The sequence below is a fragment of the Methylobacterium sp. JK268 genome (assembly GCF_054052225.1).
Genome location: NZ_JBSVZN010000002.1, coordinates 388,835 through 406,029, shown reverse-complemented (window position 1 = coordinate 406,029; position 17,195 = coordinate 388,835). Strand labels below are relative to the sequence as shown.

At 73.5% G+C, this 17,195-nt stretch carries 18 protein-coding genes, 1 pseudogene and 1 riboswitch; of the genes and pseudogenes, 10 read left to right on the top strand and 9 right to left on the bottom strand.

Annotated elements, in window-relative coordinates; translation table 11 throughout:
- Window positions 1-831, top strand: an 831-nt coding sequence (locus tag ACW9J6_RS03880; RefSeq protein WP_457115101.1) for an IS110 family RNA-guided transposase, incomplete at its 5' end; no start/stop codon positions are given.
- Window positions 832-993: 162 nt separating this feature from the next.
- On the opposite strand, the pseudogene ACW9J6_RS03875 reads toward ACW9J6_RS03880, so the two are convergent.
- The 7 genes and pseudogenes from ACW9J6_RS03875 to ACW9J6_RS03845 form a co-directional block, all read right to left on the bottom strand.
- A pseudogene (locus tag ACW9J6_RS03875) lies at window positions 994-1,551 on the bottom strand (cobaltochelatase subunit CobN); the annotation flags it as partial.
- Window positions 1,551-2,159 carry a Uma2 family endonuclease gene (locus ACW9J6_RS03870; protein ID WP_457115100.1) on the bottom strand — a complete coding sequence of 203 codons (609 nt, stop codon included), beginning with the start codon at window positions 2,157-2,159 and terminating at the stop codon, window positions 1,551-1,553. The pseudogene ACW9J6_RS03875 and the gene ACW9J6_RS03870, both read right to left, overlap by 1 nt.
- 82 nt (window positions 2,160-2,241) lie before the next feature.
- Window positions 2,242-3,276, bottom strand: a complete 1,035-nt coding sequence (gene cobW, locus ACW9J6_RS03865) for a cobalamin biosynthesis protein CobW (RefSeq protein ID WP_457115099.1) — start codon at window positions 3,274-3,276, stop codon at window positions 2,242-2,244.
- On the bottom strand, window positions 3,273-3,629 hold the full coding sequence (locus ACW9J6_RS03860) for a DUF1636 domain-containing protein (protein ID WP_457115098.1): 357 nt from the start codon (window positions 3,627-3,629) through the stop codon (window positions 3,273-3,275). Before ACW9J6_RS03860 ends, cobW begins: the two co-directional genes overlap by 4 nt.
- Window positions 3,626-4,393: a CbtA family protein gene (locus ACW9J6_RS03855; protein WP_457115097.1), complete on the bottom strand. Its 768-nt coding sequence runs from the start codon at window positions 4,391-4,393 to the stop codon at window positions 3,626-3,628. The genes ACW9J6_RS03860 and ACW9J6_RS03855 overlap by 4 nt, the downstream gene beginning before the upstream one ends.
- A 78-nt stretch (window positions 4,394-4,471) precedes the next feature.
- Window positions 4,472-4,648 carry a CbtB domain-containing protein gene (locus ACW9J6_RS03850; RefSeq protein WP_457115096.1) on the bottom strand — a complete coding sequence of 59 codons (177 nt, stop codon included), beginning with the start codon at window positions 4,646-4,648 and terminating at the stop codon, window positions 4,472-4,474.
- A 30-nt stretch (window positions 4,649-4,678) separates the two neighbouring features.
- A riboswitch (cobalamin riboswitch) is annotated at window positions 4,679-4,872 on the bottom strand.
- Window positions 4,873-4,957: 85 nt separating this feature from the next.
- Window positions 4,958-6,127 (bottom strand): MFS transporter, encoded by a 1,170-nt coding sequence (locus ACW9J6_RS03845; protein ID WP_457115095.1) that lies wholly within the window; start codon window positions 6,125-6,127, stop codon window positions 4,958-4,960.
- Between the two features lie 96 nt (window positions 6,128-6,223).
- On the opposite strand from ACW9J6_RS03845, the gene ACW9J6_RS03840 reads away from it, so the two are divergent.
- The 3 genes from ACW9J6_RS03840 (at window position 6,224) to cobO (ending at window position 8,378) form a co-directional block, all read left to right on the top strand.
- Entirely contained in the window at window positions 6,224-7,135 is a 912-nt protein-coding gene (locus tag ACW9J6_RS03840; protein ID WP_457115094.1) for a LysR family transcriptional regulator, read from the top strand.
- Window positions 7,136-7,233: 98 nt separating this feature from the next.
- Window positions 7,234-7,773, top strand: a complete 540-nt coding sequence (gene cobU, locus ACW9J6_RS03835; RefSeq protein ID WP_457115093.1) for a bifunctional adenosylcobinamide kinase/adenosylcobinamide-phosphate guanylyltransferase — start codon at window positions 7,234-7,236, stop codon at window positions 7,771-7,773.
- Window positions 7,770-8,378 (top strand): cob(I)yrinic acid a,c-diamide adenosyltransferase, encoded by a 609-nt coding sequence (gene cobO, locus ACW9J6_RS03830; RefSeq protein WP_457115092.1) that lies wholly within the window; start codon window positions 7,770-7,772, stop codon window positions 8,376-8,378. The genes cobU and cobO overlap by 4 nt, the downstream gene beginning before the upstream one ends.
- A 106-nt stretch (window positions 8,379-8,484) precedes the next feature.
- On the opposite strand, the gene ACW9J6_RS03825 is transcribed toward cobO, so the two are convergent.
- Window positions 8,485-9,336, bottom strand: coding sequence for an outer membrane protein (locus tag ACW9J6_RS03825; RefSeq protein ID WP_457115091.1), 852 nt, complete (start codon window positions 9,334-9,336; stop codon window positions 8,485-8,487).
- Window positions 9,337-9,582: 246 nt separating this feature from the next.
- Here ACW9J6_RS03825 and ACW9J6_RS03820 point away from each other — a divergent pair, with 246 nt between their 5' ends.
- Window positions 9,583-11,040, top strand: coding sequence for a cobyric acid synthase (locus tag ACW9J6_RS03820; RefSeq protein WP_457115090.1), 1,458 nt, complete (start codon window positions 9,583-9,585; stop codon window positions 11,038-11,040).
- A 20-nt stretch (window positions 11,041-11,060) separates the two neighbouring features.
- On the opposite strand, the gene ACW9J6_RS03815 is transcribed toward ACW9J6_RS03820, so the two are convergent.
- Window positions 11,061-11,957 (bottom strand): SDR family oxidoreductase, encoded by an 897-nt coding sequence (locus tag ACW9J6_RS03815; RefSeq protein ID WP_457115089.1) that lies wholly within the window; start codon window positions 11,955-11,957, stop codon window positions 11,061-11,063.
- A gap of 81 nt (window positions 11,958-12,038) precedes the next feature.
- Between ACW9J6_RS03815 and ACW9J6_RS03810 the strand changes: the two genes are divergently transcribed.
- From ACW9J6_RS03810 to ACW9J6_RS03790, 5 genes are all read left to right on the top strand, one after another.
- Window positions 12,039-12,875 carry a helix-turn-helix transcriptional regulator gene (locus ACW9J6_RS03810; protein ID WP_457115088.1) on the top strand — a complete coding sequence of 279 codons (837 nt, stop codon included), beginning with the start codon at window positions 12,039-12,041 and terminating at the stop codon, window positions 12,873-12,875.
- A gap of 143 nt (window positions 12,876-13,018) precedes the next feature.
- Entirely contained in the window at window positions 13,019-14,029 is a 1,011-nt protein-coding gene (locus ACW9J6_RS03805; RefSeq protein ID WP_457115087.1) for a 2-keto-3-deoxygluconate permease, read from the top strand.
- 1 nt (window position 14,030) lies between these two features.
- On the top strand, window positions 14,031-15,287 hold the full coding sequence (locus ACW9J6_RS03800) for a four-carbon acid sugar kinase family protein (RefSeq protein ID WP_457115086.1): 1,257 nt from the start codon (window positions 14,031-14,033) through the stop codon (window positions 15,285-15,287).
- Window positions 15,284-16,282, top strand: a complete 999-nt coding sequence (gene pdxA / locus ACW9J6_RS03795; protein ID WP_457115085.1) for a 4-hydroxythreonine-4-phosphate dehydrogenase PdxA — start codon at window positions 15,284-15,286, stop codon at window positions 16,280-16,282. The genes ACW9J6_RS03800 and pdxA overlap by 4 nt, the downstream gene beginning before the upstream one ends.
- Window positions 16,283-16,295: 13 nt before the next feature.
- Window positions 16,296-17,060: a DeoR/GlpR family DNA-binding transcription regulator gene (locus tag ACW9J6_RS03790; protein ID WP_457115084.1), complete on the top strand. Its 765-nt coding sequence runs from the start codon at window positions 16,296-16,298 to the stop codon at window positions 17,058-17,060.
- Window positions 17,061-17,195 lie beyond the last annotated feature (135 nt).

Sequence of the window (17,195 nt, the reverse complement as noted above, 5' to 3'; positions counted from 1 at the left end):
ACGCTCGCCCGCTTCTGCCGGGACAACCACGTCACCCTCGTCGCCCTGGAGGCCACCGGCGGCTACGAACAGCAGCCCTTCCGCCTGCTCTGGGCGGACGGCCTGCCCTGCGCCCTCCTCAACCCCCGCCAGGTGCGGCGCTTCGCCGAGGCCATGGGCATCCTCGAGAAGACCGACCAGATCGATGCCGGCGTCATCGCGCGCTTCGCCGAGGTGCGCCGGATCAAACCCCGGCCGCCGGCCAGCCCGGCTCAGGAGCGGCTCAGCGCCCTGGTCACGCGCCTGCATCAACTGGTCGAGGCGCGCACCGTCCAGACCAACCAGGGCCGCCTCGTCACCGAGCCGCAGGTGCGCACCTCGGTCGCCGAGATGGTCGAGCTGATCAACCGCCAGATCGCCGCGTTGGAGGAGGCGATCACCGCCCAGCTCAAGGCCGATCCGCTCTGGGTTGCCCTCGATGCGACCTTCCGCACGATCAAGGGCGTGGCCGACCGCACGATCGCCCGCCTGATGGCCGACCTGCCGGAGATCGGCACCCTCTCGGGCAAAGCCATCGCCAAGCTGGCCGGCTTGGCACCCATCGCCCGCGACAGCGGCCAGAGCAGCGGCCGACGCCCCGTGCGCGGCGGACGGGCCGACGTGCGCGCCATCCTGTTCGTGGTCACCAGCTGCGTGCGGCGCTTCGATCCCGACTTCATCGCCTTCGACCAACGGTTGCGCCAAGCCGGAAAGCCCCCAAAGGTCATCCGCATCGCTCTCGCCCACAAGCTGCTCGTGCGCCTCAACGCCAAGGCCCGTGATGTCCGCGCCCAACTCGCCGCCCAGACTTGACACGCCAGACAGTCGCTCACCCTCGCCCTTCGGGCTCGCTGCGGACCCGACAAGGGGTCCGCAGCCTTCTCCCCGCACGCAGGGAGAGGGGGATCCGGCGCCCCATCCGGTAAAGTGTGAATCTTCTCCCCCGCGAACAGGCGAGGGCATCGCCGGCGCGACCCCGCAGCCGGGGCACCACACGAAGCCGCGCGGCAGGGCCTGCGGTGGTGCGGCCTCGACCGCGACGCCGAGTTCGCCCGCGATCCGCAGCATCAACCGGCGCAGGTTCTCCGGCCCTCCGGCCCGGAAGTAGCCGTCGAGCGCGTCGCGCAACCCCTCCGGCACCGTGCAGAAGGCCGCGAGCCGCGGGTCGGGCCGGTCGTCGCCCGGCAGCACCACGAGCGGGATGCCGCCGGCCCGGCAGACCTCCGCCAGCCGCTCGACGCCGTAGCGCCAGTAATCGAGCCCTCCGAGGCAGCGCACGAGCACGAACCGCGCCCGCGCCACGACCTGCTCCGCATAGAGATCGACCGACATCGGGTGGCGCAGCTGCGCCAGCTTGGCGAGGCGCAGGCTCGGCATCGCCACCGCGCGGCCCGCTTCGGCCTGGGCCGCCGCGAGCCCCGCGAGGTCCGTGTCCGTGAAGGAGAGTGCCACGATGTCCCCGGGCGTCTGACCCAGATCCACCGCGGCCTCGCCCTCGTCGAGGGAGACCGTATCGACGCGCAGCAGATGCATCAGGGGCTGCCGGACTCCTCCGCCCCGTGCACGAGGCGCGGCCGGGTCGGGAAGGTCACGCCGTCGTAGATCTCCCGGAGCGGCAGAAGCAGGCCGAGATCCGGAAGGTCGATCTCGGCCTCGATGCCGGTCACCAGGCGACGCGTCCAAGCTCCGTCCGCGTCTCGCGACCAGACGGCCACTTCGGCCGCGTTGGGTTCGACCAGCAGGATGTGGCGCAGCGACGTGACCGCCTTGTATTCGCCGAGCTTGTCGAAGGTGTCGAAGTCGCGCGTGCTCGGCGACAGCACATCGACCACGAGCCGCGGGTCGGCCGCCACCAGACCGTTCGGGTCGCGGGCGCCGCAATCCACGCCGAGATCGGGGCGGCGGATCTGCCCGGGCCGCGTCTCGACACTGCCGTCGCCCGTGAAGGGGCGGCAGGAGCCGCGACGCAACCGTGTCCGGAACTCGGCGAGCAGGTTGACCACGATGTCGTCGTGGATGGTGCGGGCTCCTGCCTTCATCCGCACGGGAACGCCGCCGACGAGTTCGTAGCGGGCGTCCTGGCTCTCCTGCCAGGCGAAGAACTCCGGCACCGTCCAGCGCCGTGATGCGGGCTCCGGCATGGGAACGCCCCTCGTCTCGCGACCCGGGGCGCCGCCCCGGGACCCCGGCAGAGGGCGGAACGCCCTCTGCACTCCCCTCATCCTAGCGCGCCAAAGCCGCCGCGACCGCCTCCCGGTCGAAGCCCGACAGGCCGATCACCACCAGCCGCCCGTCCCGCGGCTCTCCGGCCCGCCAGGGCCTGTCGTAGTGGTGGGCGATCCGCCGCCCGACGCCCTGGACCACGAGCCGCATCGGCTTGTCCCGGACCGGGCAGAAGCCCTTGATGCGCAGCACGCCCGGCACCTCGGCGGCGCGCGCCACCCGCGCCGCGAGGTCGTCGGGCGAACCCGCCGGGCCCACGGTGATCGCGACGCTGTCGAAATCGTCGTGGTCGTGGTCCGCCTCGGTCTCGTGGTGGGAGGGCCGGGACGCGAGGTCGCTCTCCGCCGCCGCGTTGAGGCCGAGCAGCACGCGCGGGTCGATGGCGCCGTGCTGGGTCTCGACGAGCTTCACGGCGCGGGGCAGGTGCGCCTCAACCTCCGCCCGCGCCCGCGCGCGGCTCTCCGCGTCGAGAAGGTCGCCCTTGTTCATGACGACGAGGTCCGCGCAGAGGAGCTGGTCCTCGAACACCTCCTCAAGCGGGTTGTCGTGGTCGACGGACTGGTCCGCCGCGCGCTGGGCCGCCAGCGCCTCCGGATCCTCCGCGAAGGCGCCGGAGGCCACCGCCGGCCCGTCCACGACCGCGACCACGCCATCGACGGTCACCCGCGAGCGGATCGCCGGCCAGTTGAAGGCCTGGACCAGGGGCTTGGGCAGGGCGAGGCCCGAGGTCTCGATCAGGATGTGCTCGGGCGGCTCGGGGCGGTCGAGGAGCTTGTTGAGCGCCGGCACGAAGTCGTCGGCCACGGTGCAGCAGATGCAGCCGTTCGGCAGTTCCACCACCGCGTCCTCGTCGCAGCCCGGCACGCCGCAGGAGGCGAGCAGCGAGCCGTCGAAGCCGACATCGCCGAACTCGTTGACGATGATCGCGAGCCGTCGGCCGTCATTGTGCTCGACGACGTGGCGCACCAGCGTCGTTTTCCCCGCGCCGAGGAAGCCGGTGACGATGGTGCAGGGGATCTTGCTGAGGATGGTCATGCGGTCACCGGCGGGATGCGGGCGACGACGCCCTTGCGGAAGGCCTCCGGCCGTTCGCGCCAGGGCACGATCCCCTCGGGCGCCGCCGCGTAGCGCGACAGCCCGTCCCGGAGAATCGCGACGGCACCCGCCGGATCGAGGTCGCCGTACACGTAGGTCCAGCGGCCCGGCGAGGCGACCGCGACCGTGCAGGGCCGCTTGCAGACCGACAGGCACTCGACGGGCGCCACCGTGACCGCCTCGTCGGCGAAGGCCTCGGCGAGGGCCGCGTGGAGCCGCGCGCCGGCGCGCGGACCGTCTGGGGAATCGGAGTCCGCCCGGCAGGTGGTGCAGACGTAGAGGGTGACGCTCATCGGGCCGCCTCGGGTCGCAGCGTCCCCTCGGCGGGCCGGGCGACCCAGTCCCACGCCCAGCCGAAGGCGAGCCCGAGCGCGACCCAGAAGGCGAAGCCGATGGCGAGCGAACGTGCCGCGAACTGCGCGGCCAGGGCCGGCGGCAGCGCCCCGCTCTCGGTGACGTGCGGGGCGCCCCAGACATGCGGGGCGACGATCAGCGCGAGCCCCGCGGCGAGGGCGAGCGCCCCGCCGCGGATCACCGCGAAGTAGAGGCCGGCCGCGGTCGCGACCACCGTCACGACCCACCAGCCCTGCCGCACTTCCAGCGCGGCCCCGCCCATGCCGGGCAGTTCCGGCGGCAGGCCCACCGCCGGGGCGAGACTCGCGGCGACGAAGCCGCCGATGGCGAAGCGCAAAGCCTCGCCGCGGGTGATGGTGCGGCCTGTGGCGAGCAGCACGGCGCCGAGGAGGAGCGCATAGCCGACGCCCGTGACGAGGGTCGCTAGTGCCGTGAAGGCGAGGCGCGGCAGGCCGGGGGCGGGCTGCCACTCCTCCGCCTCGGCGGTCCTCTCGGGTGCCTTTCCGTGATCGTGCTCCGCGTGGGCGGCGAGCACGATCAGCCCGGGCAGCGGTGCCAGGGCGGCATGGGTCTCGGCCGCGTGGTTCTCGTAGGTCTCCGCCTCCAGGATCAGCCGGGAGGTCAGCGCGAATTGCAGCCCCGACGCCACGCAGGCGGCGAGGAATCCCGCGACCAGGGCCGCGGAGAGGAGTCGGATCGTCATGGGAATCGTCCTGCCGAGGCGAAGGCCGCCCGGCGCCGAGACGACGCCGGGCGAGCGGTCAACGGGCGCCGGATGCGCTCAGTGGCAGGGGAAGTTGTTGGCGTGGCGCCAGTCATGCGCCGCGTTGTGCAGCGCGATGGCGGGCGAGAAGCCCGAGGCGAAGATCAGCCCGATGCCGAGGGTCGCGGCGACCAGAACGGCGACGAGACGGTCACCGGCTTGGGCCGGAGCGAGGGTACGAAGAGCAGCGACCATGACGGACTCCTGCCGCCCCGCCGGCGGCGTCGAGAGGAACGGGTGACGGCAGGTCTCCTGGCTCACGGCGTTCGACCAACCCGCCGCCTTCCCGGATCGCTCCAGTGGCCGATGGCGGGCCCGCGCCGCTCACAGTTGCGGGGGCAGCCGCGGCTTCCGGGGGATGTCCCCGTCCCGCGTTCCCTTTTCACCTCGTCGCCGAGGCACCGTCGGGGCGGACCGTAGCGAGTCGGCGGCGGGCTTGCAATCGGCCCGCGATCCGACTCGCCTCCGCCGTCCCCGCCTCGTTGCGGGGCACCGCCCTCCCCTTCAGCACGATGCGGGGATCGGGACCGCGCGGCGTCCCCGGCGCAGGGCCGCGAGCATCAGGAGGCCCGCGCCGGCCCGGGCGGCGCCGGCCAGCGGCACGGCTGGGTAGCCGAGGCCGGCATCGATCACGGCGCCGCCCACAGCCGCCCCGATCGCGTTGCCGAGGTTGAAGGCGCCGATATTCATCGCCGAGGCGAGGTTGGGCGCTTCGTGCGCCTCGTTCATCACCCGCATCTGCAGCGGCGGGACCAGCGCGAAGCTCGCCACGCCCCACAGGACAATCAGGACCGCGACCGCGACCTCCACGCGCACCATGCCGGCGAGGAGGAGGAGGAGGGCCACCAGCCCGGCGAGGGATGCCGCGATGGTGCCGTCCACCGAGCGATCGGCCAGAATCCCGCCGAGCCAATTCCCCGCCGCGAGCCCGACCCCGTAGAGCACCAGCATCGTGGTCACGAAGCCGGTGGAGGCCCCCGTCTCGACCCGCAGGATCGGCACGATGTAGGTGAAGACCGTGAACATGGCGCTGGCGCCGACGACCGTCAGTCCGAGGGCTGCGAGCACCGGCCCACGGACGAGCACCCGCAGTTCAGCCCGCATGTCGGCGCCGGCCTCGGCCTTCAGGTCCGGCAGGGCGAGGCGCAGCGCGAGCATGGCGATGAGCCCGATGCCGGCGATGCCCCAGAACGCCGTCCGCCAGCCGAGCAACTCGCCGATCCAGGCTGCGAGCGGCACCCCGCCGATCGTGGCCACGGTGAGGCCGGAGAACATTGCCGCCACGGCCCCTGCGCGCCGCTCCGGCGGGACGAGCCGCGCCGCGACCACCGCGCCGACCCCGAAGAAGGCGCCGTGGTTGAGCGAGGTAATGAGCCGGGCCGCGACGAGCGACGCGTAACTGTCCGCCAGCGCCGCCATCCCGTTCCCCGCGGTGAAGATCGCCATCAGGCCGATCAGTAGGGTGCGGCGCGGCAAGCGTGCGCCTGCAAGGGTCGTCAGCGGCGCCCCGACCAGCACGCCGAGCGCGTAGGCGCTCACCACGAGGCCGGCCGCGGGGATCGAGACGCCGAGATCGGTCGCGATCAGGGGCAGCATGCCCATCGGGGTGAATTCCGTGACGCCAATGCCGAAGGCGCCGATGGCCAGCGCGAGCAGGGCGGGGTTGGGTCGCATCGTGATCTCCTCGTCGTTCCGGCAGAGCACGTGGCGGATGCGGCGCCAGGGCGGTAGACGGGGCCGCGGACCGAGATCCGTGCGGTGGAGTCACGAATGGGGCGGGATGGCGTCGATCGCGCGGGCGAGATGGCGGCCTTCGTGGCGGTGATCGCGGCCGGGAGCTTCGCCGGTGCCGCGCGCCGGCTCGGCCTGACACCCTCGGCGGTGAGCCGGATCGTCGCGCGCCTGGAGGCGCGGCTCGGCGTGCGGCTGATCCTGCGGACCACCCGCAGCCTGCACCTCACGGCCGAGGGCGAGACCTACGGGCGGGCGGCCCGGCGCATCCTCGCCGACCTCGACGACACCGAGCAGGCCCTCGCCGACCAGGGCCGCCCGCGCGGCCGGGTGCGGGTGAGCGCCGCGACCGCCCACGGCCGGCTGGTGGTGGTGCCGATCCTCGCCGCCTTCGCGGCGCTTCATCCGGGAATCGTCGTGGAGATCGAGCTCTCCGACGAACTCGCCGACGTGCTCGGCGGCCGCGTCGACCTCGCGGTCCGCTTCGGGCCGTTGGCTGACAGCCCGCTGACGGCGCGGCGCTTGGGCGAGACCGGGCGCACGGTGGTCGCCTCGCCCGCCTACCTCGCCCGCGCCGGCACGCCCCGGGTGCCGGCCGACCTCGCCGTCCACAACTGCCTCGACTTCAGCTTCCGCCGCATCGAGCCGGGCTGGCCCTTCCGGGAGGACGGGCGCGACCACGTTCTCCCCGTCCAGGGGAGCCTTCGGGCGAATAACGGCGAGACGCTGGTGCAACTCGCCCTCGCCGGCGTGGGAATTACACGGGTCGGCAACTTCCACATCACGGAAGAACTTGCGGCCGGGCGGCTGGTGCCGCTGCTCGAAACCTTCAATCCCGGCGACCGGGAGGCGATCCACGCCGTGTTCGTCGGCGGCGCGGCGATGCCGGCTCGCCTTCGGGTGCTCGTGGACTTCCTCGTCGCGCGCATGCGCGCGACGGGCGGGGATTAGGCCATGCGCCGGCCCCGCTCGCACACGTCTCCGCCATGTGTCATAGGCCCCGGAGCAGGGAGAGAGTGTCATTGATGAATTCAGAGGAGACGACCCGCGTGGGAGATGAAACGGCGACTTTGCCACGGTTGACCTTGCTGCTCGGAGGCGCCCGCTCGGGCAAGAGTGCCCATGCGGAATGCTTGATCCAGGCGCTGCCGCCGCCCTGGCTCTACGTCGCGACCGCGCGGGCCCTCGACGGCGAGATGCGGGCCCGGATCGCCGACCATCGCGCGCGCCGGCCCGCCGGCTGGGAGACGCTGGATGCGCCCTACGACCTCGTCGGCGCGCTCGCGGGCGCCGAGCCGGGCCGTCCGATCCTGGTCGATTGCCTGACCCTCTGGCTCAGCAACGCCCTTCTCGCCGAACTCGACCTCGCCGAGGAGGCGGCGCGCCTCGTGGAGGCCTGCGCGCGTCACCCGGGCCCGCTCGTCCTGGTGTCGAACGAGGTCGGATTCGGCATCGTGCCCGACAACGCCCTCGCCCGCCGCTTCCGCGACGAGGCCGGGCGCCTGCACCAGCGCCTCGCTGCGATCGCCGACCGGGTCGTGCTGATGGTGGCGGGGCTGCCGCTCACCCTGAAGGGAGACCGCGGATGAACCCGGAGGAGGAGGCCGCGCGCCACCGCGCCAAGATGGAGAAGCGCAAGGCCGTGCAGGACGCCGAGGTGGCGGGCAAGACCATCGAGAAGGGCCTCCTCATCGTCCATACGGGCCCGGGCAAGGGCAAGTCGACGGCGGCCTTCGGCCTGATGCTGCGGGCGCTCGGGCGCGGCTGGCGCGTCGGCGTCGTGCAGTTCATCAAGGGGGCCTGGGAGACCGGGGAGCGGTTCGCCCTCGACCGGTTCGGCGATCAGGTCGCGTGGCACACGATGGGCGAGGGCTTCACCTGGGAGACCCAGGACCGCGCCCGGGACGTCGCCGCCGCCGAGGCCGCCTGGGCGCAAGCGCGGCGCCTGATGGCGGATCCGGGCCTGCGCCTCCTCGTCCTCGACGAGCTCAACATCGCGCTGCGCTACGACTACCTGCCGCTCGCCGACGTCGTCGCGGTCCTCGCCGCGCGGCGTCCGGACCTGCACGTGGTGGTGACGGGACGCAACGCGAAGCCGGACCTGATCGCAGCGGCCGACCTCGTGACCGAGATGACCCTGGTCAAGCACCACTTCGCGGCGGGGGTGAAGGCGCAGGAGGGGATCGAGTTCTGATCCCCGCGGCCGCGCCCTCTGCGAAGACCCGGGTACCGGGTCTTCGCAGAGGGCGAGGAGGGCCGGACCGGACCCCGTCGCGACGGGGCCCGGTCCGGAGGGCCGCTCAGAGGCCGTTGAACTTGTAGCTGAAGCCGCCCCGCACGAGGTTGCCCTCGGTGTGGAAGCGCGACGTGAAGGCCGCGCCGGCGGCGAGCGGCGTCACAGGCGAGACCAGCACGTTCCGGCTGCCGAGGTCGTAGTGCAGATACTCGGCCTTCACGGTCACGGCGGCGGTCTGGATGCCGACGAAGCTCAGCAGGTTGAACTTCGCCAGGAAGCTGTCGGCCGGGATCGCGTACTCGACGCCGCCGCCATACGCGAAGCCGGTCTCGAAGGTGTTGTTGCGCCCGGCCAGGAACAGGCCGCCGGGCACGAAGAAATTCGCATCGTACTCGACGTCGCCGTAGGCCAGACCGCCCATGCCGTAGACGAAGAACCGGTCGAAGGCGTAGCCGGCCCGGCCCACCAGGGTGCCCAGCCAGTCGAGGCGCTGGGTGTAGACGCTCGGGAACGCCAGGCCCGGGCCGCCGCGGAACACGGTGTTGCGGCGCAGGTCGGTCCAGGCCCAGTCCGCCTGGACGCCGACCACGAAGCCGTTGCCCGGCGTGAACTGGTAGTTGTAGCCGAAGCCGCCGCCGATATTGGCGAAGCCGTCGTTCGAGTTGAACACCGTCGCGGGGCGGACCAGACCGGCCACCTGCGCGGCGCTCGCCGCATTGTTGCCGACCGTGGTGATGCGCTGACGGTCGGTGAAGACGTAGTCGGTGTGCAGGCCGGCGTAGAAGCCGGTCCAGGAGAACACCGGCACCGCGGTGAAGACCGGCGGGGGCGCGACGCGGCGCGGCAGGTCGGCCGCCGCGGCGGCGCCGGAGAGGAGCGCCAGGGCGGCGCCGGTCAGAAGGGTTTGCTTGATCATCGGCGCAGGCCCGCACATTACCAACAGATGCGCCGCATGGTAGAGCGAAGCGTGGCCGCAACCTATGGCGCGCGCGCCACAGCGGACCGCCAAGTCGGGGAATTTGCGTGATTTCTCGGCTCTGCTCAGTGCACCCCACAAAACTCCCGCCGCGCGGGAGTCGCCACGGCGTGCGACGACGGTGATCGGAAGTTTTGTGAGAGACACCAAGCCGCCCCTGCGTCGATCCCCCGCTTCAGGCCGCCGATGACCGCCCGCACGCTGATGATCCAAGGCACGGGCTCGGACGTGGGCAAGTCGCTCGTCGTGGCGGGGCTCGCCAGGGCCTTCCTACGGCGGGGACTGCGGGTGCGGCCCTTCAAGCCGCAGAACATGTCGAACAACGCCGCGGTGACCGCGGAGGGCGGCGAGATCGGCCGCGCCCAGGCGCTCCAGGCCCGCGCCGCGGGGATCGCGCCCAGCGTCCACATGAACCCGGTGCTGCTCAAGCCGCAGAGCGAGACCGGTGCCCAGGTCGTGGTGCAGGGCCGGCGCGTGGGCAACGCGCGGGCGCGGGAGTACCAGGCGTGGAAGCCGCGGCTCTTGCCCGCCGTGCTCGACAGCTTCGCGCGCCTGCGCGCCGAAGCGGACCTCGTCCTGGTGGAGGGCGCCGGTTCCGCCTCCGAGGTCAACCTCCGCGCGGGCGACATCGCCAATATGGGATTCGCCCGGGCGAGCGGGACGCCGGTGATCCTGCTCGGCGACATCGACCGCGGCGGCGTGATCGCGAGCCTCGTCGGCACCCGGGCGGTGCTCGACCCCGAGGACGCGGCCATGATCCGCGGCTTCCTCGTCAACCGGTTCCGCGGCGATCCGAGCCTGTTCGCGGACGGAATGGCCCTGATCGCCGCGCGGACGGGCTGGCCGGCCCTCGGGCTCGTCCCCCACTACCCGGACGCCGCGCGCCTGCCGGCGGAGGACGGGCTGGGCCTTGCCGGGAGCGAGCGCCCCGGGATGCCCGTGGTGGCGGTGCCGGTGCTGCCGCGGATCGCCAATTTCGACGACCTCGACCCCTTGCGCGCCGAGCCGGGCGTGAGCGTGGTCCTTGTCCGGCCGGGAACTCCCCTCCCCGCCGGGGCCGACCTCGTGCTGCTGCCCGGCTCCAAGACCACGATCCCGGACCTCCTCGCCTTCCGGGCGGAGGGCTGGGACATCGATCTCAAGGCCCATGTCCGGCGGGGCGGCCGGGTGCTCGGGCTCTGCGGCGGCTACCAGATGCTCGGGACGCGGATCGCGGACCCGCACGGGATCGAGGGCGGGCCGCGCGAGGTCGAGGGCCTCGGCCTCCTCGCCGTCGAGACCGTGATGACGCCGGACAAGCGCCTCGCCCCGGCCGCGGGGGTGAGCCTGCCCGAGGGCACGCCCTTCTCCGGCTACGAGATGCATCTCGGCGAGACGCGCGGCCCCGATACCGGCCGGCCCCTGCTGCGCCTGGCGGACGGGCGGCTCGACGGCGCGGCCTCGGCCGACGGGCGGGTCTGCGGCACCTACGTGCACGGGCTCTTCGCCGACGACCGCCAGCGCGCGCGCTGGCTCGGCCGCCTGGGCGCGGCAGCGTCGGGGCTGGCCTACGAGGCGGGCGTCGAGGCGGCCCTCGACGGCCTCGCCGATCACCTGGAGCGCCACGTCGCCCTCGACCGGCTGCTCGCGCTCGCCGCGGGCTGACCGCCCCCGGCCGCGCCGTGTCAGGCCGCCGTAACGGCGAGCCGGTCGAGGTCGGCGATCAGTCCGGGCCCGCTCGGCTGCCAGCCGAGGCGGTCTCGCGTCAGCGCGCTCGCGGCGGGAATGTCGGCGCCGGCGAACATCGCGACCCAGCCGAAGAAGGCGGGCGCCTCCTCGGGCGTGATCGACCGCGCGGGCAGCCCCAGCCGACGGCCGACCGCCTCCGCGACGGCGCGGAGTGGCACGCCCTCCTCCGCCACCGGGTGGTAACGCGCGCCCGCTTCCGCCCGCTCGACCGCGAGCCGGTAGAGGCGGGCCGCGTCGGCGACGGGGCAGGCGGGCCAACGGTTGCGGCCCTCCCCGATATAGACGCAGGCACCCCTCTCGCGGAACGCCGCGATCAGCACGGTCACGAGCCCCTGTCGGACCGTGTCGTGGACCTGGGGAAGCCGCACCACCGAGACGTTCACGCCCTCCGCCAGCAGGGCGGCGGCCGCCTCCTCGGAGGCGGCGCGCGGCATGACGGTCGAACCGACCGCGGGATCCTCCTCCGTCGCCGCCCGGCCGGGCGGGCTGTCCGCCGCGGCGGTGCCCGACGTGACGATCAGCGGGCGCGCCGATCCCGCCAGGCCCGCCCCGAGCGCCCGGACGACGCGCCCGTCCTCCGCGCAACTCTGCTGGTAGCGCGTGAAATCGTGGTTGAACGCGAGGTGGATGACCGCGTCGGCGGCGGCGGCCCCGCTCCGGAGGCCGTCGAGATCCTCCAGCGACCCGCGATGGATCTCGGCGCCCGCCGCTGCGAGGGCCGCCGCCCCCGCCTCGGAGCGGGTGAGGCCGAGCACCCGGTGGCCCGCCGCGAGAAGATCAGCGACGACGGCCGAGCCGATGAATCCGGTCGCACCGGTGACGAATACGCGCATGAGCCGCGCCTCCTATTCGGAACGGCGACAACACTCCGCGGGGCAGGTATCGTCGTGAAGACGGGATCTTATCGTAGTAAAATGCCCAACAGGCTGAACCCATCGGCGCCAGAAAGCCGTCTCGGTGCCTATCTCCAGGACCGCCGCGCCCGTCTCGACCCGGCAGCCCTCGGCTTTCCGGCCGAGCGCCGGCGCACCGCGGGTCTGCGCCGGGAGGAAGTGGCGCAGCGCGCGCATATCAGTCCGACCTGGTACACGTGGTTGGAGCAGGGCCGAGGCGGGGCGCCCTCTGCCGACGTCCTCGACCGACTCGCCCGCGCCCTGATGCTGACCGATGCGGAGCGCGAGCACCTCTTCCTGATCGGCCTCGGAAGGCCGCCCGACGCGCGCTATCGGCAGGAGGCCGGCGTCAGCCCGCGGCTGCAGCGGGTGCTGGACGCGCTCGACCCCTGCCCCGCCGTGATCCGCACGGCGACCTGGGACGTCGTCGCCTGGAACCGCGCCGCGACCGCGATGCTGATGGATTACGGCGCCCTGCCGCCGGAGCAGCGCAACATCCTCCGCTTCCTCTTCCTCGACCCGCGCGCCCGCGCCGCGCAGTACGACTGGGAGAGCGTCGCGCGGGTGGTGGTCGGCACCTTCCGGCTCGAGGCGGCCCGGGCCGGAGCGGTCGCGGCGGCGGAACCGCTGGTGGAGGAACTCACCCGGCTGAGCCCGGATTTCGCGGCCCTGTGGCGCGACACCGATCTCGGCGTCGCGCATCCGGAGGCGGTGAAGACCATCCGCCACCCCGCGATCGGTCCGGTGGAAATCGAGCTCTCCGCCTTCGCGGTCGACGGCCGCACCGATCTGGCGATGCTGGTCTACAACCCGACGCAGCCGGACGGCACCGCGCGCATCGCCTCGCTGCTCGGCTGATCCTTCCCTGCCCAACCGATCTGCGCGAAATGCGCAATTATGGTTGACTCGTCGGACGCATTCGCGTTCTAAGTGCAAAAAGTGGGAGTTGCGGGATGCGATGCGCTGAGAATTGCGCAGTTCGCGCAAAAGCGGAGGGGCGCATGGGAGAGGTTCGGATCAAGCGCGCGATCGAGCGCGTTCCGGGCGGGATGATGGTGGTGCCGCTGCTCGCCGGCGCGCTGATCGCCACCCTCTTCCCCGCGACCCCGAAGGTGTTCGGCTCCTTCACCGGCGCGCTCTTCACCGGGGCCTTGCCGATCCTCGCGGTGTTCTACGTCTGCATGGGCGCGAGCATCGACTTCCGGGCGACGCCCTACATCGTGAAGAAGGGCGGCACGCTCCTCCTCGTGAAGGTCGGCATCGCGGTGTTGCTCGGGATCGTGTTCGGCCGCGTCCTCGGCGAAGCGCCGGTGACGGGCGGGCTGTTCGCCGGCCTCTCGACGCTGGCGATCGTCGCGGCCATGAACGACACCAACGGCGGTCTCTACATGGCGCTGATGGGCCAGTACGGACGGCCCCAGGATGTCGGCGCCTACACGATCATGTGCCTCGAATCCGGGCCCTTCCTGACCATGGTCACGCTCGGCGTGGCCGGTCTGTCGGCGTTCCCGTGGCAGACCATGGTCGGGAGCATCCTGCCGCTCCTCGTCGGCATGGTGCTCGGCAACCTCGACCGGGAGATGCGCGCGTTCCTCGGCCGCGCCGTGCCGGTGATGATCCCGTTCTTCGCCTTCGCGCTCGGCACCGGGCTCGATCTCACGAAGATCTGGCAGGCGGGGCTGCTCGGGGTCGGCCTCGGCGCGGCGGTGGTGGTCGTCACCGGCATCCCGCTCTTCCTGGCCGACCGCCTGACGGGGGGCACGGGCGTGGCGGGCGTCGCGGCCTCCTCGACCGCTGGCAATGCCGCGGCGGTCCCGGCCATCATCGCGGCCGCCAACCCCGCCTACGCGGATGCGGCCGCCCCGGCGACCGTCCTGGTGGCGGCGACCGTGGTCGTCACCGCGGTGCTGACGCCCCTCGTCACGGCCTGGATCGCCCGCCGCGTCGCGCGCCCCGAGGCCGACGAGCCCGTGCCGGGCGTGGCCGCGGCCCCGCTGACGGGGCGCCCCTGAGATGGCCCGCCGCTGGCTGATCGTCGCCGACGACCTCACGGGCGCGGCCGATTGCGCCATCGCCTTCGCGACGCGCGGCCACCCCGCCACCGTGCAGTGGGGCGGCGTGCCGGCCGAGGCGGGGGAGGCGGTGCTGGCCTACGACGCCAATTCTCGGCAGCTCGACGCCCGCGAGGCGGCGTCCCGCCACGCGGCCCTTCTCGACGCGCTCCACCGCCCGGGTCTGCGCGTCTTCAAGAAGATCGACTCGACCCTGCGCGGCCAGCCCGCGGCGGAACTCGCGGCGACGCTCGAGGGGCTGCGGGCGCGGGACGGCCGGATCCTCGGCCTCCTCGCCCCGGCCTTCCCGGCCACCGGGCGCACGACCGAGGGCGGCCGCGTCCTCGTGAACGGGCGGCCCCTGGAGGAGGCGGAGGTCTGGCGCCGGGACCACAGCTACGCCACGGCGCACCTGCCGACGGTGCTCGCGGGCAGCGGGCTGCGCAGCGAGGTCGTGGGCCTCGACGCGGTGCGGGGCGGCGCGGACGGCCTGCGCGCGGCCCTGGAGGGCGCCGCGGGGCGGGGCGCGGAGGTGGCGGTCTGCGACGCGGTCGACGAGGAGGACCTCGCCCGCCTCGCCGCCGCGAGCCTCGCCCTCGACCCGTTGCCCGTCTGGATCGGCAGCGCCGGCCTCGCCCACGCCCTCGCGCGGGCGACCGCCCTCCCCGCCGCCCCGCCGCCCGCCCTGGCCCGCCGCGGCGGCGGCACGCTCGTGGTGGTGGGCAGCCTCGCCGCTTCCTCCCGCGCCGCCGCCCGCCGCCTCCTCGCCGAGCCGCACCTGCGCCACGTCCCGGTGGCGCCGCGGGTTCTGCTCGAGAGCGGGCGCGAGGCCGAGCGCGGCGCCTGCCGCGAGACGGTGGCGGCGGCGCTGCGGGCCGGGCAGGACGTGCTGGTCGAGGTCCGGATGGAGGGCGAGCCGGACATGGCGCTGGGGCCGCGCCTCGCGGCCGCCCTCGGAAGCCTCCTGGCGCCGGTGGCACCCCACCTCGGCGGTCTGGTGGCGACGGGCGGCGAGACCGCGGCGGCGCTGCTCGGCCGGTGCGGGGTCGACGGGCTGCGGCTCGTGGACGAGATCGAGCCCGGCGTGTCGCTGGCTCTGACGCTCGGCGCGCTCACCGTGCCGATCGTGACCAAGGCGGGCGCTTTCGGGGACGAGGGCACGCTGGTGCGCGCCGTCCGCCGCCTGCGCACCATCCAGAACGAGGGGGTTTCATCATGAATCGACCGGTCGTCGCGATCACCATGGGCGACGCCTCCGGCATCGGGCCGGAGATCATCATGCGGGCGCTGGCTCGCCCCGAGGTGCGGGCGCTCTGCCGGCCCCTCGTGGTGGGCGACGCCGAGCGGCTGCGGGAGGCCGGGCGGATCGTGAAGTCCGACCTCGCCGTCCAGGCGGTCGCCGCGCCCGCCGAGGCGCACGACGCTCAGGGAAGCGTCGCCTGCGTCGATCTCGGCCTGATCCCGCCCGGGCATCCCTTCGGCCAGGTCTCGGCGGTCTCCGGCGAGGGCGCCTTCCGGTACATCGAGCGGGCGGTGGAGATCGTGAAGGCCGGCGAGGCCGCGGCGATCTGCACCGCGCCCTTGAGCAAGGAGGCGCTGCACGCCGCCGGGCACAAGTACCCGGGTCACACGGAGCTGCTGGCGGAACTGACCGGCACCCCCGAGGTCTCGATGATGCTGGTCTCGCCCAAGCTGCGGGTGATCCACGTCACCACGCATATCGGCCTCATCGACGCCATCGCGCGGATCGAGCCGGGCCTCGTCGCGCGGGTGATCGGCCGCGCCCACGACACCCTGGTCAAGGCCGGGATCGCCGACCCGCGCATCGGCGTCTGCGGGATCAACCCGCATGCGGGCGAGAACGGGCTGTTCGGGCGCGGCGAGGAGGGCGAGAAGATCGCGCCGGCGGTCGAGGCCTGCCGGGCGAAGGGCTGGCGGGTCGAGGGGCCGCTCCCGGCCGACACGCTGTTCTTCCTGGCCGGACGGGGCGACTACGACATCGTGGTGGCGATGTACCACGACCAGGGGCACGGCCCGATCAAGGTGCTGGGGCTCGAATCGGGCGTGAACATCACGGTCGGATTGCCGGTGATCCGGACCTCCGTCGACCACGGCACCGCCTTCGACATCGCCGGCAAGGGCATCGCCGATGACGGCTCGCTCGTCGAGGCCCTGCGCCAGGCCGTCGACCTCGCGCCCCGGCGCGCCGTCTGAGGAGCGTGCGGCCGTGACGACCCGCGGCAAGGGGCGGCTGCCCCTGGTGCTGGAGGCGCTGCAGGCCGGCGAGGCGGATGTCGAGGATCTCGCCGTCCGCTTCGGCGTCTCGGCCTCGACGATCCGGCGCGACCTGCAGCGGCTCGCCACCGCCAAGGCGATCCGGCGCACCTACGGGGGCGCCCTCATCGCCCATCCGCTGCCCGAGGCCAGCCTGTCCGAGCGCGAGGCGCAGCACCGCGCCGAGAAGGAAGCGATCGCCCGGGCCGCCCTGGCGCTGCTCGGCCCGGAGGACATCCTGGTCCTCGACGGCGGCTCGACGGTGGCCACCTTCGGGGCCGGCCTCGCGGGACGGCGCCACCACGTCATCACCAGCAACCTGCCCCTGGCCTGCCTCCTCGCGGGCGCGCCGGAGATCACCCTGACGGTGCTCGGCGGCGCGGTGCGGCCTGGGAGCGTGACCACGGTGGGTCCCCTCGCCGAGGCGGCCCTGCGGCGGCTAACCGCCGACAAGGCGGTCGTGAGCGGCGACGGCTTCGTGGCCGGGCGCGGCCTGTGCGAGGCGGCGCTCGACCAGGTCGCGCTGAAGTCGCTGATGATGGATCAGGCGGCCGAGGTGGTGGTCCTGATGGATTCCTCGAAGCTCGGCCGCGCCACCCAGGCGGCCTGGGCGCCGCTTCCGGCCCGCTGGACCCTAGTCACCGACGCGGCGGCGACCGACCGGCACTGCGCGGAGGCCGAGGCGGCCGGGGCGCGGGTGATCCGCGCGCCGCGCTGAGGCGCCGGCCACGGCGAGCGCCGTCACCGGCCGGCCATCCGGGCCGCGGCGGTCGAGAGAGGATGGACTATGGTCAAAACCCAATCAGCTTGGCCCTGAGGCGTCGGTGGCGCCTGAAAGCGAGCTCGTGCGCTG